At 61.4% G+C, this 19,317-nt stretch carries 16 protein-coding genes, 2 rRNA genes and 1 riboswitch (1 of these 19 cut by a window edge); of the genes, 8 read left to right on the top strand and 10 right to left on the bottom strand.

All coding sequences use genetic code 11. From position 1 onward, the window contains the following. The 3 genes from J2Y83_RS19410 to J2Y83_RS19400 all read left to right on the top strand — a co-directional run. A 23S ribosomal RNA gene (locus J2Y83_RS19410) occupies nt 1-1,761 on the top strand; it begins 1,130 nt to the left of the window's first position. A gap of 157 nt (nt 1,762-1,918) precedes the next feature. Further along, nucleotides 1,919-2,034, top strand: a 5S ribosomal RNA gene (gene rrf, locus J2Y83_RS19405). 229 nt (nt 2,035-2,263) lie between these two features. Then, nucleotides 2,264-2,497 (top strand): hypothetical protein, encoded by a 234-nt coding sequence (locus J2Y83_RS19400; protein WP_017847731.1) that lies wholly within the window; start codon nt 2,264-2,266, stop codon nt 2,495-2,497. A gap of 59 nt (nt 2,498-2,556) precedes the next feature. Here the strand turns inward: J2Y83_RS19400 and chrA are convergent, their stop codons facing one another. Next, nucleotides 2,557-3,765, bottom strand: coding sequence for a chromate efflux transporter (gene chrA, locus J2Y83_RS19395; RefSeq protein WP_253397567.1), 1,209 nt, complete (start codon nt 3,763-3,765; stop codon nt 2,557-2,559). 154 nt (nt 3,766-3,919) lie between these two features. Here chrA and J2Y83_RS19390 point away from each other — a divergent pair, with 154 nt between their 5' ends. Further along, nucleotides 3,920-4,480, top strand: a complete 561-nt coding sequence (locus J2Y83_RS19390; RefSeq protein ID WP_253397565.1) for a nucleotidyltransferase family protein — start codon at nt 3,920-3,922, stop codon at nt 4,478-4,480. Nucleotides 4,481-4,550: 70 nt separating this feature from the next. Here the strand turns inward: J2Y83_RS19390 and J2Y83_RS19385 are convergent, their stop codons facing one another. The 4 genes from J2Y83_RS19385 to J2Y83_RS19370 all read right to left on the bottom strand — a co-directional run bounded on the left by J2Y83_RS19385 (nt 4,551) and on the right by J2Y83_RS19370 (nt 8,612). Beyond that, nucleotides 4,551-5,318, bottom strand: a complete 768-nt coding sequence (locus tag J2Y83_RS19385) for an ABC transporter ATP-binding protein (RefSeq protein WP_253397564.1) — start codon at nt 5,316-5,318, stop codon at nt 4,551-4,553. Beyond that, the gene (locus tag J2Y83_RS19380; protein WP_253400419.1) at nt 5,315-6,319 is read right to left on the bottom strand and encodes a FecCD family ABC transporter permease; all 1,005 of its coding nucleotides are present in this window, start codon (nt 6,317-6,319) and stop codon (nt 5,315-5,317) included. The genes J2Y83_RS19385 and J2Y83_RS19380 overlap by 4 nt, the downstream gene beginning before the upstream one ends. Nucleotides 6,320-6,327: 8 nt before the next feature. Beyond that, nucleotides 6,328-7,338: an ABC transporter substrate-binding protein gene (locus J2Y83_RS19375; RefSeq protein WP_253397562.1), complete on the bottom strand. Its 1,011-nt coding sequence runs from the start codon at nt 7,336-7,338 to the stop codon at nt 6,328-6,330. 114 nt (nt 7,339-7,452) lie between these two features. Continuing rightward, nucleotides 7,453-7,647, bottom strand: a riboswitch (cobalamin riboswitch). Nucleotides 7,648-7,682: 35 nt separating this feature from the next. Then, the gene (locus J2Y83_RS19370; protein WP_253397560.1) at nt 7,683-8,612 is read right to left on the bottom strand and encodes a DNA/RNA non-specific endonuclease; all 930 of its coding nucleotides are present in this window, start codon (nt 8,610-8,612) and stop codon (nt 7,683-7,685) included. A gap of 134 nt (nt 8,613-8,746) precedes the next feature. Here J2Y83_RS19370 and J2Y83_RS19365 point away from each other — a divergent pair, with 134 nt between their 5' ends. Both J2Y83_RS19365 and J2Y83_RS19360 read left to right on the top strand, forming a co-directional pair. Further along, nucleotides 8,747-9,808, top strand: a complete 1,062-nt coding sequence (locus tag J2Y83_RS19365) for a M4 family metallopeptidase (RefSeq protein WP_253397558.1) — start codon at nt 8,747-8,749, stop codon at nt 9,806-9,808. A 28-nt stretch (nt 9,809-9,836) separates the two neighbouring features. After that, entirely contained in the window at nt 9,837-10,142 is a 306-nt protein-coding gene (locus tag J2Y83_RS19360) for a protealysin inhibitor emfourin (protein WP_247406412.1), read from the top strand. 55 nt (nt 10,143-10,197) lie between these two features. Here the strand turns inward: J2Y83_RS19360 and J2Y83_RS19355 are convergent, their stop codons facing one another. Next, a complete protein-coding gene (locus J2Y83_RS19355) occupies nt 10,198-11,589 on the bottom strand; it encodes an aldehyde dehydrogenase family protein (protein WP_253397555.1) in 1,392 nt (463 codons plus the stop codon). A 103-nt stretch (nt 11,590-11,692) separates the two neighbouring features. Here J2Y83_RS19355 and ptrR point away from each other — a divergent pair, with 103 nt between their 5' ends. Further along, complete coding sequence (ptrR, locus tag J2Y83_RS19350) at nt 11,693-12,565, top strand: putrescine utilization regulator PtrR (protein WP_253397553.1); 873 nt, start codon at nt 11,693-11,695, stop codon at nt 12,563-12,565. 46 nt (nt 12,566-12,611) lie between these two features. Here ptrR and J2Y83_RS19345 read toward each other — a convergent pair whose 3' ends face one another. After that, nucleotides 12,612-12,821: a hypothetical protein gene (locus J2Y83_RS19345; protein ID WP_247403095.1), complete on the bottom strand. Its 210-nt coding sequence runs from the start codon at nt 12,819-12,821 to the stop codon at nt 12,612-12,614. Between the two features lie 111 nt (nt 12,822-12,932). Then, nucleotides 12,933-14,129: an amino acid aminotransferase gene (locus tag J2Y83_RS19340; protein WP_253397551.1), complete on the bottom strand. Its 1,197-nt coding sequence runs from the start codon at nt 14,127-14,129 to the stop codon at nt 12,933-12,935. 345 nt (nt 14,130-14,474) lie between these two features. Between J2Y83_RS19340 and uvrB the strand changes: the two genes are divergently transcribed. After that, nucleotides 14,475-16,490 (top strand): excinuclease ABC subunit UvrB, encoded by a 2,016-nt coding sequence (gene uvrB / locus J2Y83_RS19335; protein WP_253397549.1) that lies wholly within the window; start codon nt 14,475-14,477, stop codon nt 16,488-16,490. 120 nt (nt 16,491-16,610) lie between these two features. Here uvrB and J2Y83_RS19330 read toward each other — a convergent pair whose 3' ends face one another. Together J2Y83_RS19330 and J2Y83_RS19325 are read right to left on the bottom strand one after the other, a co-directional pair. Continuing rightward, the gene (locus J2Y83_RS19330) at nt 16,611-18,101 is read right to left on the bottom strand and encodes an MDR family MFS transporter (RefSeq protein ID WP_253400418.1); all 1,491 of its coding nucleotides are present in this window, start codon (nt 18,099-18,101) and stop codon (nt 16,611-16,613) included. 49 nt (nt 18,102-18,150) lie between these two features. Continuing rightward, a complete protein-coding gene (locus J2Y83_RS19325) occupies nt 18,151-19,197 on the bottom strand; it encodes an HlyD family secretion protein (RefSeq protein ID WP_253397547.1) in 1,047 nt (348 codons plus the stop codon). Nucleotides 19,198-19,317: the final 120 nt, after the last annotated feature.

The following is a 19,317-nucleotide window of genomic DNA, read 5'->3' as shown; positions in this document are numbered from 1 at the left end:
TCAAACCATACACCGAAGCTACGGGTATCACTTAGGTGATGCGGTAGAGGAGCGTTCTGTAAGCCTGTGAAGGTGAGTTGAGAAGCTTGCTGGAGGTATCAGAAGTGCGAATGCTGACATGAGTAACGATAATGGGTGTGAAAAACACCCACGCCGAAAGACCAAGGTTTCCTGCGCAACGTTAATCGACGCAGGGTTAGTCGGTCCCTAAGGCGAGGCTGAAAAGCGTAGTCGATGGAAAACAGGTTAATATTCCTGTACTTCTGGTTATTGCGATGGAGGGACGGAGAAGGCTAGGCCAGCTTGGCGTTGGTTGTCCAAGTTTAAGGTGGTAGGCTGGAATCTTAGGTAAATCCGGGATTCTAAGGCCGAGAGCTGATGACGAGTTATCTTTTAGATGACGAAGTGGTTGATGCCATGCTTCCAAGAAAAGCTTCTAAGCTTCAGGTAACCAGGAACCGTACCCCAAACCGACACAGGTGGTTGGGTAGAGAATACCAAGGCGCTTGAGAGAACTCGGGTGAAGGAACTAGGCAAAATGGCACCGTAACTTCGGGAGAAGGTGCGCCGGTGAGGGTGAAGGACTTGCTCCGTAAGCTCATGCCGGTCGAAGATACCAGGCCGCTGCGACTGTTTATTAAAAACACAGCACTCTGCAAACACGAAAGTGGACGTATAGGGTGTGACGCCTGCCCGGTGCCGGAAGGTTAATTGATGGGGTTAGCTAACGCGAAGCTCTTGATCGAAGCCCCGGTAAACGGCGGCCGTAACTATAACGGTCCTAAGGTAGCGAAATTCCTTGTCGGGTAAGTTCCGACCTGCACGAATGGCGTAACGATGGCGGCGCTGTCTCCACCCGAGACTCAGTGAAATTGAAATCGCTGTGAAGATGCAGTGTATCCGCGGCTAGACGGAAAGACCCCGTGAACCTTTACTATAGCTTTGCACTGGACTTTGAATTTGCTTGTGTAGGATAGGTGGGAGGCTTTGAAGCGTGGACGCCAGTTCGCGTGGAGCCAACCTTGAAATACCACCCTGGCAACTTTGAGGTTCTAACTCAGGTCCGTTATCCGGATCGAGGACAGTGTATGGTGGGTAGTTTGACTGGGGCGGTCTCCTCCTAAAGAGTAACGGAGGAGTACGAAGGTGCGCTCAGACCGGTCGGAAATCGGTCGTAGAGTATAAAGGCAAAAGCGCGCTTGACTGCGAGACAGACACGTCGAGCAGGTACGAAAGTAGGTCTTAGTGATCCGGTGGTTCTGTATGGAAGGGCCATCGCTCAACGGATAAAAGGTACTCCGGGGATAACAGGCTGATACCGCCCAAGAGTTCATATCGACGGCGGTGTTTGGCACCTCGATGTCGGCTCATCACATCCTGGGGCTGAAGCCGGTCCCAAGGGTATGGCTGTTCGCCATTTAAAGTGGTACGCGAGCTGGGTTTAGAACGTCGTGAGACAGTTCGGTCCCTATCTGCCGTGGACGTTTGAGATTTGAGAGGGGCTGCTCCTAGTACGAGAGGACCGGAGTGGACGAACCTCTGGTGTTCCGGTTGTCACGCCAGTGGCATTGCCGGGTAGCTATGTTCGGAATAGATAACCGCTGAAAGCATCTAAGCGGGAAACTAGCCTCAAGATGAGATCTCACTGGGACCTTGAGTCCCCTGAAGGGCCGTCGAAGACTACGACGTTGATAGGTTGGGTGTGTAAGCGCTGTGAGGCGTTGAGCTAACCAATACTAATTGCCCGTGAGGCTTGACCATATAACACCCAAGCAATTTGACTACTCGAAAGAGCATCAGATTGCGGTGTGTGAAGACGAAACGAACCGAAAGTTCGACTCTTACAAAACACCGAAAGCTATCACATACCCAATTTGCTGAAGCGAGGCCAGCTGGCCACGACTCAGTACCCGAATTTCTTGACGACCATAGAGCATTGGAACCACCTGATCCCATCCCGAACTCAGTAGTGAAACGATGCATCGCCGATGGTAGTGTGGGGTTTCCCCATGTGAGAGTAGGTCATCGTCAAGATTAAATTCCAGAACCCCTGTTTGCTTACGCAAACAGGGGTTTTGTTTGTCTGCGGGAAAATATTCTCAGACTGCTACGGAGTCTCCGTTCGGTGTGCGCCAGCTTGAATCTGTCGACACTCGATGCCCGGTTTTGGGCCGAAAGCAGCCCCTTTCTTTCCAAACAGGTCTACCATGCCAGCCCGGGAGTGGTCCACGCGCTACCGTCCATTTTTCATAAAGGTACCGCAATGACCATCGACCAAATTTCCCTTCCCAAAGGCGTAGGCCCTCACGCCTCCAAGCTTCTCGACGCCATCACCGGCGCCTCCACCCACGAAGAACTCAACCGCGCCGGCGGCAAAGCTGAAGGTTTTGTCCTGGGGCTCGAGTCCACCAAGGCCATCAAAAGCCAAATCGCCGAGTCGTTGTATGTGGCTTACGACGACGCGGCGAGTAATCGTGCGAGTGAGTTGAAGGGTTAGTCGCTAGCCGCAGAGGTCTTCGGACTGGGTCAAGCGGTAATGCGCGGTGGCCGCGCGGGTTACACGGTAAGACTTAATAACCATCCCGCCGCGCCACTTCCTACAACCACCAGCCACGGTGGCAGCTTCCATACCATCAACGCCACCAGGCCGATCAGGGCCAGGCCGAAATCCCCTGCGCTAAAGATCGCACTGGTCCACACCGGCTGGTACAGCGCCGCCAGCAACAGCCCCACCACCGCTGCGTTCACGCCCGCAAGGGCGGCCTGGGTGCGCGGGCTGCGGCGCAGGCTTTCCCAGAAGGGCAGTGCGCCCAGCACCAGTAAAAACGACGGGGCGAAGATGGCCAGCAGGCAGAGCAGGCCACCGAGCCAGCCGCTCGGGGCCTGGCTCATCGACGCGCCGAGGAACGCGGCGAAGGTGAACAAGGGGCCGGGCATGGCCTGGGCGGCGCCGTAGCCGGCGAGGAATATGTCGTTGCTCACCCACCCGTTGGGCACGACTTCGGCCTGCAGCAGCGGCAGCACCACGTGGCCGCCGCCGAATACCAGCGAGCCGCTGCGGTAGAAGGCGTCGGTCATCGCCAGGCTCTGGCTGGGGATCAATTGGACCAGGAGCGGCAGGCCGGCCAGCACCAGCACAAACAGCGATAACCACATCGCCCCGGCACGGCGGCTGAGCGTCACGGGCAACGCATCGTGCGCAGCGGGCGGCGTGGGCTTGAACAGCAGCAGGCCAGCCACCGCCGCCGCGCCGATCACTGCCACCTGGCCCCACGCCGAGGTTTGTAGCAGGGCCGCGCAGGCGGCGAGCAGCATCAAGGTGATGCGCGCTGCGTTGGTACACAGGTTGCGCGCCATGCCCCACACGGCTTGGGCGACCACGGCGACGGCCACCACCTTAAGGCCATGCAGCGCGCCGGGCGGGAGGGCTGTGCTGTGTTGGGCAATGCCCAAGGCGAACAGGATCAGCACAATGGCGGACGGCAGCGTAAACCCTAACCACGCCGCCAGCGCCCCACCGTAGCCGGCCCGCGACAGGCCCAGCGCGATGCCCACCTGGCTGCTGGCCGGGCCGGGCAGAAATTGGCACAGTGCGACCAAATCCCCATAGCTGCGCTCGCTCAGCCAGCGGCGCCGGGTGACGAATTCGTCGCGAAAGTAACCCAGGTGCGCGATGGGGCCGCCGAAGGAGGTAAGCCCCAGGCGCAGAAAAATCAGAAACACCGACCAGGCGCTGGCGGGACGATCAGTGGGGAAGTGGGCCAAGGTGGGTGTCTCGGTGAGGGTAATAGAGGAACGGAGCGTCGAGGCACCTTAGCGAATTTTGATGACGTGAAGAAGGGGCCGTTACGTGAAAGCGTAACCCGCGTTGTTGTACTGTTGGCTGCCCAGGACCGGCGACCATTACAAAGGATTGAACATGACATTGACCGTCGAAACCTTTCTCAAGCTGGCCATGGCCAACCCCATCAACGCCGAGATCACCGCCCGCCTGCCCACTCTTGGTTTGAGCCAGTGCATGCTGACGGCGGGCTGTCTGTTCCAGGCCGTTTGGAATCATCAGTCGAATCTGCCTGCTGATCAGGGGGTGAAGGACTACGACGTTTTTTACTTCGATCCGGACCTTTCCTGGGCGGCTGAAGACGCGGTCATTCGCGCAGCGCAGCGGCTGTTCGAGGATTTGGACGTTGAAATTGAGGTAAAAAATCAGGCGCGCGTTCACCTATGGTATGGCCAGCGGTTTGGCAGGCCGTATCCGCAGTTGCGCTCGGCTCGCGACGGGATTGATCGTTACCTGGTGGCCGGGACGTGCATCGGGCTGGATGTGGCGACAGGTGAGGTGTATGCGCCGTTTGGTTTGACTGATATGGAGCAGGGCCTGCTCAGGATCAACCCCATCAATCCGCAGCCGGGGTTGTTTGAGCAGAAGGCGCGCAGCTATCAGGCGCGGTGGCCTTGGCTCAGGATTGTCGAAGGTTAGCGAGGCGAGCGCGGTGATCCCATCGCCGCGTCGCCGGGCTCGACAGTCCAACATTTGAACGGCGTTGTTTTTAACAGCGCAGCCGCAGAATCTGCGCCCCATCAAACGGGTCCGTCAGATAGTGCGCCTGCACCCCGAACGTGTCCTGCAGCCGCTGCGGTGTCAGCACTTCCAGTGGCTTGCCCAGCGCCACCAAGCGCCCGCGCTCCAGCACGGCCAGGCGATCACAGGTCAGCGCCTGGTTGAGATCGTGCAAGGCGATCAAGGTAGTGACGGGCAACGCCTGCACCCCCTTCAAAATCGCCAGTTGATGCTGGATGTCCAGGTGATTGGTCGGCTCATCCAACAACAGAATCTGCGGCCGTTGCGCCAAGGCCCGGGCGATGTGTACGCGTTGGCGTTCACCGCCGGAGAGGCTGCGCCAGGCGCGGTTGCTCAAGTGGGTGGCGTCCACGTCGTGCAGCGCCTGGCGCACGACGCACTCGTCTGCCTCGGACCACGGGCTCAGCGCCGACAGCCACGGGGTGCGGCCCAATGCGACAGCGTCGAACACGCGAATGGCATCGTCGGTGTCCGCCTGTTGTTCCACCACCGCCAGGCGTTGTGCGATGGTGCGGCGGGACAGTTCGACCAGACGCTCGCCCCCAAGGCGTACTTCGCCATGGGCCGGTGTACGCAAACCGGCCAACAGCTTGAGCAAGGTGGATTTGCCGGAGCCGTTCGGTCCGACAATCCCGAGGGTTTCGCCTGACGCCACCTCCAGGTGGATATCCCGCAGCAACTCGGCGTCGCGCACCTTGAAGCCCAACCCGCTGCAGCTCAACACAGGCGCATTCATCGAGCGTTTCTCCGGCCGATCAGAATCAGCGCAAACACCGGCGCACCGACCAGTGCTGTGACCACGCCGACCGGGATCACCTGGCCCTTGATCAAGGTGCGCGACAGCACATCGGCAGCAATCAAAAATAGCGCGCCACCCAACGCGCTGGCCGGCAACAGGCGCGAGTGCCCGGTGCCGAGCAGCAGACGCACGGCATGGGGGATTACCAGCCCGACAAACCCGATAGAGCCGACAATCGACACCATCACCGCCGTGACCAATGCCGCGCAGCCCACCAGCACAAACTGCACCCGGCGCACTGGGATACCAAGGGCGGCCGCCGAGTCGCTGCCGAAGGTGAACGCGTCCAGCGCACGGCGATGCCACAGGCACACCGCCAACCCGGCGACCGCCACCGGCACCGCCAGCCACACCGACGGCCAACGCACGCCGCTGAGGTTGCCCAGCAGCCAGAACAAAATGCCGCGCGCCTGTTCGGAACTGGCCGATTTGGTGATCAGGAACGCAGTGAGCGCATTGAACAGCTGCGAGCCGGCGATGCCCGCGAGGATGATCTGCCCGGTGCCGCTGGACGAACCGCTGGCCCGTGCGAGCAATACCACCAGCGCAAACGCCGCCATCGCCCCGCCGAACGCGCCGACCGACAGTGAAACCAAGCCACCGCCGACGCCCATCAGCACCACCAGGACTGCGCCGGTCGAAGCACCGGCGCTGATACCCAGCAGGTACGGATCGGCCAGGGGGTTGCGCAACAACGACTGCAAAATCACCCCGCAGGTGGCCAGCCCCGCCCCGCACGCAGCGGCGACCAGGGTGCGGGTCAGGCGGTAGTTCCACACCACGCCTTCATCGATCGGGTCCAGCACGTAGCCGGCCGCCCACAGTTTGTTGGCCAGCACTTGGAGCACCACGTGTGGCGTGATGGCGGTTTCGCCGATGGCCACGCCGGCGAGCACGGCGATCAGCAGCAACGCCAGGGCAAGCACGGTTCGTATCAGGCTGGCGCTCATTTCGGCAGATCGTAGCCGTCGATGGCCGTCGCCAGTTGTTCAAGGCCATCGAAGGTGCGCACGCTGGCCTGCAACGCCATGGCGTCGAGGATGATGATGCGGTTGTGTTTCACCGCGTCCATGTTGCGCGTCACCGGGTCGCTGCGCAGGAAGGCCAGCTTCTGTTCGTGATCGTCAGCCGGGTAGCGGCGGCGGTCCATGCGCGCAATCACCAGCACGGTGGGGTTGGCCCTGGCGATGGTTTCCCAGCCGACGGCGGGCCATTCCTCATCGGACTGCACCACGTTGCGCAGGCCGAGGGTTTGCAGCATGAATTCGGGGACACCCTTGTGACCGGCCACGTAGGGATCGCTGGCCATCTCGGCGCTGGAGAACCACACCAGCGCGCTGGCCTGCTTGAGCCCCTTGCTTTGCACCGTGGCGACGGACTTGGCCAGGCGCGCCTTGAGTTCATCGTTGAGTTGCTGGCCGCGATCCTGCACGTCGAAAATCTCGGCCAGTTGGCGGATGCTCTTGTAGATCGTGTCGACACGGAATGGCTCCAGCCGCGTGCCGTCGGCGCCCACCCGGTTGTCCTTGCCTTCGCAGTCGGAGGGCAGCAGGTAGGTGGCGATCTTCAACTCATGAAACTGCTCGCGGGTGCCCACCACGCCTTGCGGGCCGACCACCCATTCCAGCTCGGCCGCCACCAGTTGCGGGCGCTTGGCGATCACCGACTCGAAACTCGGTTCGTTATTGGCCAGGCGTTCGATACTGTCGTTCAGCGCCTTGAACTGCGGCAACACGTTGTTGAACCACAGCGACGTGCCGACCACTTTATCGCCCACGCCGAGGGCATAGAGCATTTCGGTAGCAGCCTGGCCGATGGTTACGCTGCGGGCGGGCGCTTGTGCGAAGGTCAGGCTGCTGCCGCAGTTCTCCACCGTCAGCGGGTACTGAGTGGGGTTGGCTTGGGCCAGGGCACACAAGCCCAGCCCGGTGAGCAGGGCGATAACGCGTGGCAGCATGGGGCAATCTCCTTGAAGCCGTACCTGGAACTGGGGATGTACGGTTCGGAAACACGCCCTCGACCGCTGCGGGTGAGGCAGGCAAGGATGTCCTTCCCGGACACCCCGCCGGTGAGTGATTTTGCTGGGCCGGCAGGTCTCCTGACTGATGCGTCGTCGCCACGCTCCGGCCTTCCCGGACGGGGTCCAGTGGCAGTGGGGGAGCGGGCTCGGCATCTACAGTTGCGGGGGCAGTTCCGATTGACGCGATGTACCGCGCTTCGGATTCCCTATTAGTCCCGTTTGGGAACCGGCGCGGTATGGTAGTCGATCACGGCGAGGCGATATAGCTTTAGGTCGCCCGCTCAAAGACGAATATCTTCAGGGCCCTGGATCAGCGCTTCAATTCGCGTCCCCGTGGCGCGCTCTTCGTTGCTGAAACCGTCGTAGTCGGCCAGGTTGCCGAAGCGAATACCGGTCAATCGTTCGATCTGAATCACACTGCGCTGGTAGGTCCTGAGCTGCCCGAACATGAGGTCGAGCTGACCCAGTTCACGGCTTTGGTCGATCATGTAGGCGCTGGCGGAAGGCTTGCCGTCGTCGCTGAGGTAGGCGACCACTTTCCAGAATGCTTTGGGGATTTTAACGCCTCGGTAGACACGGTCGTCATCCGCCAACACCGGGCCGGTAAACACCGTGGCTCGGGCTTTCCAGCGTTGAGTGTTATCGAGAATGTAGTCCTCGAGTTCCAGCCAGGTCTTCTGGTTGAAGCCGCTCATCTGCGGTGAGCAGTTGGTGAAGTGGAAGGTATCGGCATTGGCCGTGTTGGCCGCGTCGCCCCAGTTGGGGTCTTGTCGGCGTACCAGGTGACCGCGGTCCAGGCCATTGTTGGTGTAGAGCGCGTCGCCCACCTGTGCGCTGATGGGCAGGCGGCCGTCATAGGCCCAGGCGTCGTTGGCGCGGATGATATCCACATGCTGTCCGCCATCGATATTGGCGCCCACGTAGAGCGCCAGTCGCCTTGAGCGCGACATGGTCACTGAGAAATGCGTGTAGTCCAGGCGCAGCGGTTGTACGTCAGCCGCCAGAGCCTCATCCACCGTGGGCCATGGCACCACGAAGCGGTCGAGAAACGCTTCAGCGTAGCCGCCCCGGTCCTGCAGGTCCTTGGCCGCGGTGACACGCGCAGTCGCCGTCCTGGCCTCCATGAGACTGGGGCTGGCCGCGATCAACGGGCGCAGATCGGCGAGCCGGGGGCGGTGCGAAAGGGCGATTTTGGCGGTGCGTGGGGGCATCGTAAGTTCCTCGCAGTCCTTGGATAAACACTACTGCAGCATAGCTTCATGACAATTTGGGCCAAGCCGTCGCAGCAGGACTATCCTTGAACGGTTACCCGGACGTTCACCACTCGCCAAAATGGAGCCAGCCAATGTGTGTTCGCCAGCATCGTAATCCGATTTTCTGCCTGATCCCGCCGTACATGCTCGACCAGATCGCCCGCAATGGCGATAAAGCGCAACGGGACGTCGCGTTACGGACCCGTGCCAAAGACAGCACGTTCCGCTCGTTACGCATGGTTGCCGTGCCCGCCAAAGGGGCCGCCCATATGGCCCTGGCCATGGGCGCCGACAAACGGCGTTCGATCTACAGCGCCGAGGGCGCCGATAGCCTGCCGGGCAAGCTGATCCGTGGCGAAGGGCAGCCCGCCAGTGGTGATGTCGCGGTGGACGAGGCCTATGACGGGTTGGGCGCCACGTTCGATTTTTTTGATCAGGTCTTCGACCGCAATTCCATTGACGACGCCGGTATGGCACTGGACGCGACGGTTCATTTTGGCCAGAGCTACAACAATGCGTTCTGGAACTCGAGCCAGATGGTGTTTGGTGATGGCGACCAGCAGCTATTCAACCGGTTCACGATAGCCCTTGATGTCATTGGCCATGAGTTGGCCCACGGTGTGACCGAGGATGAGGCCAAGCTGATGTATTTCAATCAATCCGGTGCGTTGAACGAGTCGCTGTCTGACGTGTTCGGTTCACTGATCAAGCAGTACGCGCTGCAGCAAAAGGCGCAAGATGCGGATTGGTTGATCGGCAAGGGGTTGTTTACCAAGAAAATCAAAGGCACTGCGTTGCGCTCGATGAAAGCGCCAGGCACCGCGTTTGATGACAAGCTGCTGGGCAAGGACCCTCAGCCGGGGCATATGGACGATTTCGTGCAGACCTATGAGGACAACGGCGGGGTGCATATCAATTCCGGCATTCCCAACCATGCGTTCTATCAGGTGGCCACGAAGATCGGCGGGTTTGCCTGGGAGCGCGCCGGGCGTATCTGGTATGACGCGCTGCGCGATGCGCGGTTGCGGCCGAATTCGGGGTTTCTGCGTTTCGCGCGCATCACCTACGACATCGCCGGTCGGCTGTACGGTGCTGACAAGGCTGAGCACAAGGCGGTGAAGGAAGGCTGGAAAGCCGTGGGCATTAACGTCTGACAACCCGCCTGGGCGGTGAGGAGCAGCCATGCAAATTTCGATCAAGGAAATCGGTGGTCCGGCGTTTTTTCCGGGCCTGGCCCGACCGAACACCGTGGAACTGGAGAAGCTGCCCGAGCCGGACCAGCAAGAGTTGCGGCAACTGATCGAGGCTTCGCACTTCTTTCAGTTGCCGCAAAGCACCGCGCCGGAACCCGGTAATCCAGGCCAGGTGCATTACACCTTGACCGTGACGGAAGGTGAGCGCGAGCACACGGTCTGTGTGCTCGCACCGGTGAAGTCACAGGCGCTGGACGGGCTGGTGCAGTGCGTGCGGCGGCATATTCGCTGTTGAGCCTGTTGCGCAGCCCAGTGGGATCACGCTCCCTGGCAATAGGGGGTGCTTTGGCTTACTTGCGATCCAGCCATACCGTCTGCGCATTGCAGAATTCCCGCACGCCAAAGTGCGACAACTCGCGGCCAAAGCCGCTTTTTTTCACGCCGCCAAACGCCACCCGAGGGTCGGACACGCTGAAGGCGTTGACGAAGATCCCGCCGGTTTCGAGCTGGTCGGCGATATCGCGCGCTTTCGCCGAGTCGCGGGTGAAGATGCTCGCGGTCAGGCCAAACTCGCTGTCGTTGGCCAGGGCCACAGCGTGGTCAGCGTCGCGGGCGCTGATGATGGAGGCGACGGGGCCGAACAGCTCTTGTTTGAACGAGGTCATCTGGTCGGTGACATCGGCCAGTACGGTCGGAGCGTAGTAGTTGCCGGCGCCGGGCACTTTGTTACCGCCCAGCAGCAGGGTCGCGCCTTCTGCCAGGGTGGCCTGCACCTGGCTGTGCAGTTCGTCGCGCAGGTCGAAGCGGGCCATCGGGCCGACGTAGGTGCTGGTCGAGGTCGGGTCGCCCATCACCAGTTGGCGGCTGGCTTCGACGAACTTGGCGGTGAACGCGTCCACCACGCCGGCCTCGATGATCAGACGCTTGGCGGCGGCGCAGACTTGGCCGCTGTTCTGGAAACGGCCGATCACGGCAGCCTGGACGGCGGCGTCGAGGTCGGCGTCGTTGAGTACGATGAACGGGTCGCAGCCGCCCAGTTCGAGCACGCATTTCTTCAGCGCGGCACCGGCCTGAGCGCCGATGGCCATGCCGGCGCGCACGCTGCCGGTGAGAGTGAGGGCGGCGATGCGCGGGTCGGCGATGGCTTTGGACACGCCGTCCTGGGTCACGTTGAGCACTTCGAACAGGCCTTGCGCAAAGCCGGCTTTGTGGAACGCCGCTTTCATCAGGTAGGCGCTGCCCATCACGTTCGGCGCGTGTTTGAGCACGTAGGTGTTGCCGGCGAGCAGCGTCGGCACGGCGCCGCGCAAGACTTGCCACACCGGGAAGTTCCACGGCATCACGGCGAGGATCGGACCCAGCGGGCGGTATTCGATATGCGCGGTGCCGTTGTCCACCAGCGTCGGTTCCGGGGCCAGCATGGCGGGGCCGTGGGCGGCGTACCACTCGCTGAGTTGCGCGCATTTCTCGATTTCGGCGCGGGCCTGGGCGATGGGTTTGCCCATTTCCAGGGTGATCATCTGCGCCATCTCTTCGGCTTGCTCACGCAGGGCCCCGGCCAGGGCCAGCAACCGCTCTGCGCGCAGGCTGACCGGCTGACGGCGCCAGGTGCGGAAGGCTGCGGTGGCACGGGTGAGAGCGGCGTCCAGCTGGGTCTCGGTTTCATACGGGTAACTGCCGAGCGTTTCGCCGGTGGCGGGGTTGATCGAGAGGGCGTGGGTCTGGTGATTGATTGCGCGCATGGCACCGTCCTGCTGAAGGTTTGGATTGGAATCAGCGTAGGGGGCTATATCTTTTCTGGAAAGTGAATAATATTAAGCAATACGTTCACGATTGGAGAATGATTTGGACCTGGTGCAGCTGGAAATCTTCAAGGCCGTTGCCGAGCAAGGCAGCATCAGCGCCGCCGCCCAGTTGATTCATCGGGTGCCGTCCAACCTGACCACGCGCATCAAGCAACTGGAGCAGGATCTCGGCGTGGAGCTGTTTATCCGCGAGAAGAGCCGCCTGCGCTTGTCGCCTGCCGGGTGGAATTTCCTCGGCTATGCACGGCGCATTCTTGACTTGGTGCAGGAAGCCCGCGCGACGGTGGCGGGGGAGGAGCCCCAGGGCGCGTTTGCCCTTGGTTCGCTGGAAAGCACCGCAGCGGTGCGCATTCCTGCGTTACTGGCGGCGTATAACCAGAAGCACACCAAGGTCGAGTTGGACCTGAGTACCGGGCCGTCCGGCACGATGATCGAAGGCGTGCTGTCAGGGCGCCTGGCGGCAGCGTTTGTCGATGGGCCGGTGTTGCATGCCACCCTGGAGGGCGTGGCGGTGTTCGAGGAGGAGATGGTGGTGATTGCACCGTTGCACCACGCGCCGATCACCCGCGGGCAGGATGTGAACGGGGAAAGCATCTATACCTTTCGCTCCAACTGTTCGTACCGGCACCACTTCGAGCGCTGGTTCTCACAGGACGGCGCGGTGCCGGGGCGGATTTTTGAGATGGAGTCTTACCACGGCATGCTTGCCTGCGTCAGTGCCGGGGCCGGCCTGGCGCTGATGCCGCGCAGCATGTTGGAAAGCATGCCGGGGTTTACCACGGTGAGTGTGTGGCCGCTGACGGACAGTTTCCGCGTCTTGCACACTTGGCTGATCTGGCGCCGGGGCACGGTGTCGCAGAGCCTTAACAGTTTTGTGCGGTTGCTGGAGGAACGCGCCCTGGCAACCCCATAAAACCAATGTGGGAGGGGGCTTACCCCCTCCCACCTTTCAATCTTCATCAGCCGCCGAATTGCAGGGTTCCCATCGCCAATTTGGCCATGATGGCTGTCGCACCCAATTGCACCAGCCACAGGGCCAACCCGCCGAGGAATACGCCGAGGGCTACTTGCAATACCAGGCTTTTCTGGCGCTTGGCTTGAGGCGCACGTGGGGTGAAGTGGTCCAGCTCGTCGCGCTCGGCATGCAGGTCCAGGTCGTCGTTTCTCATAGGGGTCTCATAGCAAAGGGGCAGTCGGGGTTCAGTCTAGGGGAGCAGGGCGTTTTCTGACAGGCATTAAAAAGGGAAGCCGTAGCTTCCCTTCGTACAGCGCCGCCAGGTTTATAGAACCTGAACAATCGCCTTTGTTACCGCACCGATGTTCGCCTGGTTCAACGCTGCTACACAGATACGCCCGGTATCCAGCGCGTAGATCCCAAACTCGGTGCGCAGGCGGGTGACTTGCTCAACGGTCAGGCCGGAGTAGGAGAACATCCCACGCTGGCGACCGACAAAGCTGAAGTCGTGGCCCGGCGCAGCCTTGGCCAGTTCGGCGACCATCTGCTCGCGCATACCACGGATGCGCAGGCGCATTTCGGCCAGCTCGGCTTCCCACTGGGCACGCAGCTCAGGGTTGTTCAGCACCGCGGCCACGACTGCCGCGCCGTGGGTCGGCGGGTTCGAGTAGTTGGTGCGGATCACACGCTTGACCTGGGACAGGATGCGCGCACTTTCTTCCTTGGATTCGCTGACGATCGACAGCGCGCCCACACGTTCGCCGTACAGGGAGAACGATTTGGAGAACGAGCTCGATACAAAGAACGTCAGGCCCGATTCCGCGAACAAGCGCACCGCAGCCGCGTCTTCGTGAATGCCGTCGCCAAACCCCTGGTAGGCCATGTCGAGGAACGGCACCAGGTTTTTCGCCTTGACCACGTCCAGCACTTGTTGCCAGTCGGCCGGGCTCAGGTCGACGCCGGTCGGGTTGTGGCAGCAGGCGTGCAACACCACGATGGACTGTGGCGGCAGGGCGTTGAGGTCTTCGAGCAGGCCGGCACGGTTCACGTCGTGGGTGGCGGCGTCATAGTAGCGGTAGGTCTGCACCGGGAAGCCGGCTTTTTCGAACAGCGCCTGGTGGTTTTCCCAGCTCGGGTCGCTGATGGCAACCACGGCATTGGGCAGCAGTTGCTTGAGGAAGTCAGCGCCAATCTTCAGTGCGCCGGTGCCGCCGACCGCTTGTGCGGTGATCACGCGGCCAGCGCTCAGCAGCGGCGAGTCAGCGCCAAACAGCAGCTTTTGCACGGCCTGGTCGTAGGCCACGATGCCGTCGATCGGCAGGTAGCCACGGGCGGCGTGTTGCGCCACGCGAATGGCTTCCGCTTCGGCAACGGCACGCAAGAGCGGAATCTTCCCCTCTTCGTTGCAGTAAACGCCCACGCCAAGGTTGACCTTGGTGGTTCGTGTATCGGCGTTGAATGCTTCGTTGAGGCCCAGGATTGGATCGCGTGGTGCCATTTCGACAGCGGAGAACAGGCTCATTTTTGCGGCAGCTCTTTGGGGGAAAGGAGGGACGTGTCGCGCTCCAGCCGAATGCACTAGAGCGGTGCACAAACGGGGAGCTAGTATAGAGGCCATCACGGTCAAGGGCGACAACCGAAACGGCTTTTCGGCCAACTTTTTCGGTTTATTTGCCGACCGTTAGTCTTGATCCCGCCTTGAGCGTAGACGGCAGGTCGGACGATTGCCTTGAAACCCGACACATTCGCCACCACTTCTACAGCTATCATGGTTTTTTCCTGCAACCTGCGATGAGAATTCGCGGGTCGCTGAGCTTTTTTCGTCCTTGGTGGAGTGCAGCCGGGGGTGACTTGAAAGAGGTACGTTATGTCGGATTTCCAGCTCGTCACCCGCTTTGAACCCGCCGGCGATCAACCCGAAGCGATTCGCCAGATGGTCGAAGGCATCGAAGCCGGCCTGTCGCACCAGACGCTGCTCGGGGTGACCGGTTCGGGCAAGACATTCAGCATCGCCAACGTGATCGCGCAGATCAACCGCCCGACCCTGGTACTGGCACCGAACAAGACCCTGGCCGCGCAGTTGTATGGCGAGTTCAAGGCGTTCTTCCCGAACAACGCGGTGGAGTACTTCGTTTCCTACTACGACTACTACCAGCCCGAAGCCTATGTGCCGTCCTCCGATACCTTTATCGAGAAGGACGCATCGATCAACGACCACATCGAGCAGATGCGTCTGTCGGCGACCAAGGCGCTGCTGGAACGCAAGGACGCGATCATCGTCACCACGGTGTCGTGCATCTACGGCCTGGGCAGCCCGGAAACCTATCTGAAGATGGTGCTGCACGTTGACCGTGGCGACAAACTCGACCAGCGCGAACTGCTGCGTCGGCTGACGAGCTTGCAATACACGCGCAACGACATGGACTTCGCCCGCGCCACCTTCCGTGTGCGCGGCGATGTGATCGACATCTACCCGGCGGAGTCTGACCTGGAAGCGATCCGCATCGAGCTGTTCGACGATGAAGTCGAGAGCCTGTCGGCCTTCGACCCGTTGACCGGCGAAGTGATCCGCAAACTGCCGCGTTTCACCTTCTACCCCAAAAGCCACTACGTAACGCCGCGTGAAACCCTGATGGGCGCCGTCGAGGGCATCAAGGTCGAGCTGGCCGAGCGCCTGGAATACCTGCGCGCCAACAACAAGCTGGTGGAAGCCCAGCGCCTGGAGCAACGCACCCGCTTCGACCTGGAGATGATCCTGGAGCTGGGCTACTGCAACGGCATCGAAAACTACTCACGCTACCTCTCGGGCCGTGAATCCGGTGCGCCGCCGCCGACGCTCTACGACTACCTGCCGGACGACGCGCTGCTGGTGATCGACGAATCCCACGTCAGCGTGCCGCAAGTCGGCGCGATGTATAAGGGCGACCGTTCGCGCAAGGAAACCCTGGTGGAATACGGCTTCCGCCTGCCGTCGGCGCTGGACAACCGGCCGATGCGCTTCGACGAATGGGAACGCATCAGCCCGCAGACCATCTTCGTCTCGGCGACGCCCGGCAACTACGAGGCTGAGCACGCGGGGCGCGTGATCGAGCAACTGGTGCGCCCGACCGGCCTGGTCGATCCGCAAATCGAAATCCGCCCGGCGCTGACCCAGGTCGACGACCTGCTCTCGGAAATCGGCAAGCGCGTGGCCCTGGAAGAGCGGGTACTGGTCACCACGCTGACCAAGCGCATGTCCGAAGACTTGACCGACTACCTGGCCGACCACGGCGTGCGCGTGCGCTACCTGCACTCGGACATCGACACCGTGGAGCGCGTGGAAATCATCCGCGACCTGCGCCTGGGCACCTTTGATGTGCTGGTGGGGATCAACCTGCTGCGCGAAGGCCTGGACATGCCGGAAGTCTCGCTGGTGGCGATCCTCGACGCGGACAAGGAGGGCTTCCTGCGCTCCGAACGCTCGCTGATCCAGACCATTGGCCGTGCGGCGCGTAACCTCAATGGTCGGGCGATTCTCTACGCCGATCGCATCACCGGCTCCATGGAACGGGCGATTGGCGAGACTGAGCGCCGTCGCGATAAACAGATCGCCTTCAACCTGGCAAACGGCATCACGCCCAAGGGCGTGTTCAAGGACGTCGCCGACATCATGGAAGGCGCCACCGTGCCTGGCTCGCGCAGCAAGAAGCGCAAGGGCATGGCCAAGGCCGCCGAAGAAAGTGCCAAGTACGAAAACGAACTGCGTTCGCCGAGCGAGATCACCAAGCGTATCCGGCAGTTGGAAGAGAAGATGTACCAGTTGGCGCGGGATCTGGAATTCGAAGCGGCGGCGCAGACGCGCGATGAGATCGGTAAGTTGCGTGAGCGCTTGCTGGCGGTTTGATTGGTAGTGGCTGTACTGGCCTCATCGGGGGCAAGCCCCCTCCCACATTTGACCGGGTTCCAACTTTGAAATGCAGTCAAATGTGGGAGGGAGCTTGCTCCCGATAGGCGCGACACGGTCTCAATGACTCTCCCCAGCCTTCAGCCCCGCCGGCAATGCCTTGGTCAGCAAAATCGCCAGCATACTCACCCCCAGCGCGAACCCCACACAGTGAAACGCATCGTTGTAGGCCATGATCTGCGCCTGCTGGTGCGCAATCTCACTGAGTTTGCCCAGCGCCGCCGTCTGGTTGCCCAATTGCTCCGTCAGCGTCGCCATCCGCTCCGCGACTTGGGGATTGGTCGGCACGATCGCCTCGCGTAAATAATCGAAATAGACCTTGGTGCGCGCATCCAGCAAGGTCGCCAGCAGCGCGATGCCGATGGCGCCACCGAGGTTACGCAGGATGTTGAACAGGCTTGAAGCCGACCCGGCGTCCTGGGGCAGGATGTAGGCCGTGGCGATCAGCGAGATGGTCACCATGATCAACGGCTGCCCGAGGGCGCGGATGAGTTGGATCTGGTTGAACTGGCTGCCGGCAAAGTCCGGGTTGAGCACGCCCGAGGAAAAACTCGCCAGGCCGAACAGGCCGAATCCTAAGGCGCACAGCCATTTTGGCGACACATACTTCATCAGTTTCGGCACCAGCGGGATCAGGAACAGCTGGGGAACGCCCATCCACATGATCACTTCGCCGATCTGCAGCGCGTTGTAGTTCTGGATCTGCGCCAGGTACAGCGGCAGTAAATAGATCGAACCGTACAACCCGACACCCATGCCCAGGCTGGAAATGCTCGACAGGCCGAAGTTGCGATTGGTCAGAATGCCGAGGTTGATCAGCGGGTTGGGTTTGGACAGTTGCACAATCACGAAGGTGATCAAACTCAGCAGGGCGACGCTGCCCAGGCTGACGATCAGGTTCGACTCAAGCCAGTCCTTGCGGTGGCCTTCTTCCAGAAACACCTGCAAGCAGCCCAGGCCGATGGCCATGCTGACGATGCCGGCGTAGTCGGTGCTTTTCAGCAGCTCCCAATGGGGCGCCTTTTTTTCCAGGCCGTAGAGCAGCCCGGCGATCATCAGCAGCCCGGGCGGCACGTTGATATAGAAGATGTATTCCCAGCCCCAGTTTTCCGTGAGCCAGCCGCCGATGGTCGGGCCGATGGACGGCGCGAAGGTGGCGGTCATGGCAAACATCGCCATGCCTTTGGCGCGGTGATGCTCGGGCAGCTTGATCAGGGTCAGGGTAAACGCCAGGGGGATCAGCGCGCCGCCGGTAAAGCCTTGCAGGGCGCGGAACACGATCATGCTTTCCAGGCTCCAGGCCATGGAGCACATCAGCGAGGCAGTCAGGAATCCTATCGACACCCACACCGCCAGCCGCCTTGCCGAGAGCAACTGCACCAGCCAGGCGGTGAGGGGGATCATGATGATTTCGGCCACAAGGTAGGAGGTGGAAATCCACGAGCCTTCTTCCAGGGTGGCTGACAGCGCGCCCTGGATGTCCTTGAGGGACGAGTTGGTGATCTGGATGTCGAGCACCGCCATGAAGGCGCCGAGCATCACGCTCATCACCGCGATCCAGTCGCGCCGGGTCGGTTCGCCGACCGGGCGCAGCAGTGGGTCACCGGCCATCAGGCTGGTCTTTGATGTTCACTTTGACGGTGACGGACATGCCGGGGCGGATCTTGCCCTTCAGCGGGTTATCCGCGGCAAACGTGAGTTTCACCGGCATCCGTTGTACGACTTTGGTGAAGTTGCCGGTGGCATTGTCCGGCGGCAACAGGCTGAACTGCGCCCCGGAGGCGGCGAAGAGGCTGTCGACCCGCGCCTCGATCGGTGTATCGCTATAAGCATCGAAGGTCAGCTCGGCTTTTTGCCCGGGCTGCATATGGCCGATTTGGGTTTCCTTGAAGTTGGCCTGAATCCAGATGTCCTGGTCGGGGACGATCGACAGCAGGTAGGCGCCGGCTTGCACGTATTGGCCATTGCGCGCGGCACGCTGGCCGACCAAGCCGCTGATGGGCGCGTGGATGTCGCTGCGGGTCAGGTTCAGCTCGGCCTGGGCCAGGTCGGTTCTGGCGTTGGCGATCAGCGCGTCGAGGCGCTTGATCTCGGCATTCAGGGCGTTGACCTGCTGGCGCTGGCCCTGCAGGTCGGCCTGGGCCATGGTCACTTGGGAGCGGGCGATGTGGTTGTCGGCGGAGAGGGTGGTGACCCGTTCTTCCGAGACGTAGCCGGGTTTGCGCAGGGTCTGGGCGCGGGACAGGTCGATCTGCGAACGGCCCAGGCTGGCCTGGCTGGACGCCACTTTGGCTTCGCTGGCGGCGATCAGGCTGGCTTGCTGGGTGAGTTTGCTCTGCGCCTGGGTGCGCTCGGCTTCACGCATGGCGAGGGCGGCGTTGGCGCGGTCCACGGCCAGGTGGAAGTCGTCGCCTTCAAGCCTCACCAGCAGTTGACCTTGTTGCACGTGCTCGTTATCACCGACCAGCACCTCGACAATCCGCGCGCCGAGTTGGCTGGAGACACGGGTAATCTCGCCCTGTACGTAGGCGTTATCGGTGCTTTCGTAGAAGCGCCCCCTGAAAAACCACTGGGCGAAGAAACCCAGGGCGATCAGGCTCACGATCAATACAAAGATAAGCAGGCGGCGTTTCAGTGGGGCAGGCATGGGCGCGGCGTCTGTAACAAGAGGTAATGGAATATAACCAGCCAGCCAGTTGGCAAATAGCTATAGCGAGACTCCAGACCCAAACTTGGCCTATATGCCATGCTCGGTACGGAGGACGCT

Source organism: Pseudomonas marginalis, from assembly GCF_024169655.1.
Lineage (GTDB): Bacteria > Pseudomonadota > Gammaproteobacteria > Pseudomonadales > Pseudomonadaceae > Aquipseudomonas > Aquipseudomonas paraveronii.
The sequence above is the reverse complement of the archived record's forward strand: the minus strand, read 5'-3'. Positions and strand labels throughout refer to the sequence as shown.

What these genes read in the sequence shown, in the direction of transcription:
- J2Y83_RS19355 (WP_253397555.1), bottom strand. Translation starts at nt 11,589, where the DNA reads ATGCGCGCAATCAATCACCAGACCCACGCCCTCTCGATCAACCCCGCC.
- J2Y83_RS19370 (WP_253397560.1), bottom strand. Translation starts at nt 8,612, where the DNA reads ATGCCCCCACGCACCGCCAAAATCGCCCTTTCGCACCGCCCCCGGCTC.
- J2Y83_RS19400 (WP_017847731.1), top strand. Translation starts at nt 2,264, where the DNA reads ATGACCATCGACCAAATTTCCCTTCCCAAAGGCGTAGGCCCTCACGCC.
- J2Y83_RS19385 (WP_253397564.1), bottom strand. Translation starts at nt 5,318, where the DNA reads ATGAATGCGCCTGTGTTGAGCTGCAGCGGGTTGGGCTTCAAGGTGCGC.
- uvrB (WP_253397549.1), top strand. Translation starts at nt 14,475, where the DNA reads ATGTCGGATTTCCAGCTCGTCACCCGCTTTGAACCCGCCGGCGATCAA.
- J2Y83_RS19390 (WP_253397565.1), top strand. Translation starts at nt 3,920, where the DNA reads ATGACATTGACCGTCGAAACCTTTCTCAAGCTGGCCATGGCCAACCCC.
- J2Y83_RS19360 (WP_247406412.1), top strand. Translation starts at nt 9,837, where the DNA reads ATGCAAATTTCGATCAAGGAAATCGGTGGTCCGGCGTTTTTTCCGGGC.
- J2Y83_RS19345 (WP_247403095.1), bottom strand. Translation starts at nt 12,821, where the DNA reads ATGAGAAACGACGACCTGGACCTGCATGCCGAGCGCGACGAGCTGGAC.
- J2Y83_RS19325 (WP_253397547.1), bottom strand. Translation starts at nt 19,197, where the DNA reads ATGCCTGCCCCACTGAAACGCCGCCTGCTTATCTTTGTATTGATCGTG.
- J2Y83_RS19340 (WP_253397551.1), bottom strand. Translation starts at nt 14,129, where the DNA reads ATGAGCCTGTTCTCCGCTGTCGAAATGGCACCACGCGATCCAATCCTG.
- J2Y83_RS19365 (WP_253397558.1), top strand. Translation starts at nt 8,747, where the DNA reads ATGTGTGTTCGCCAGCATCGTAATCCGATTTTCTGCCTGATCCCGCCG.
- J2Y83_RS19375 (WP_253397562.1), bottom strand. Translation starts at nt 7,338, where the DNA reads ATGCTGCCACGCGTTATCGCCCTGCTCACCGGGCTGGGCTTGTGTGCC.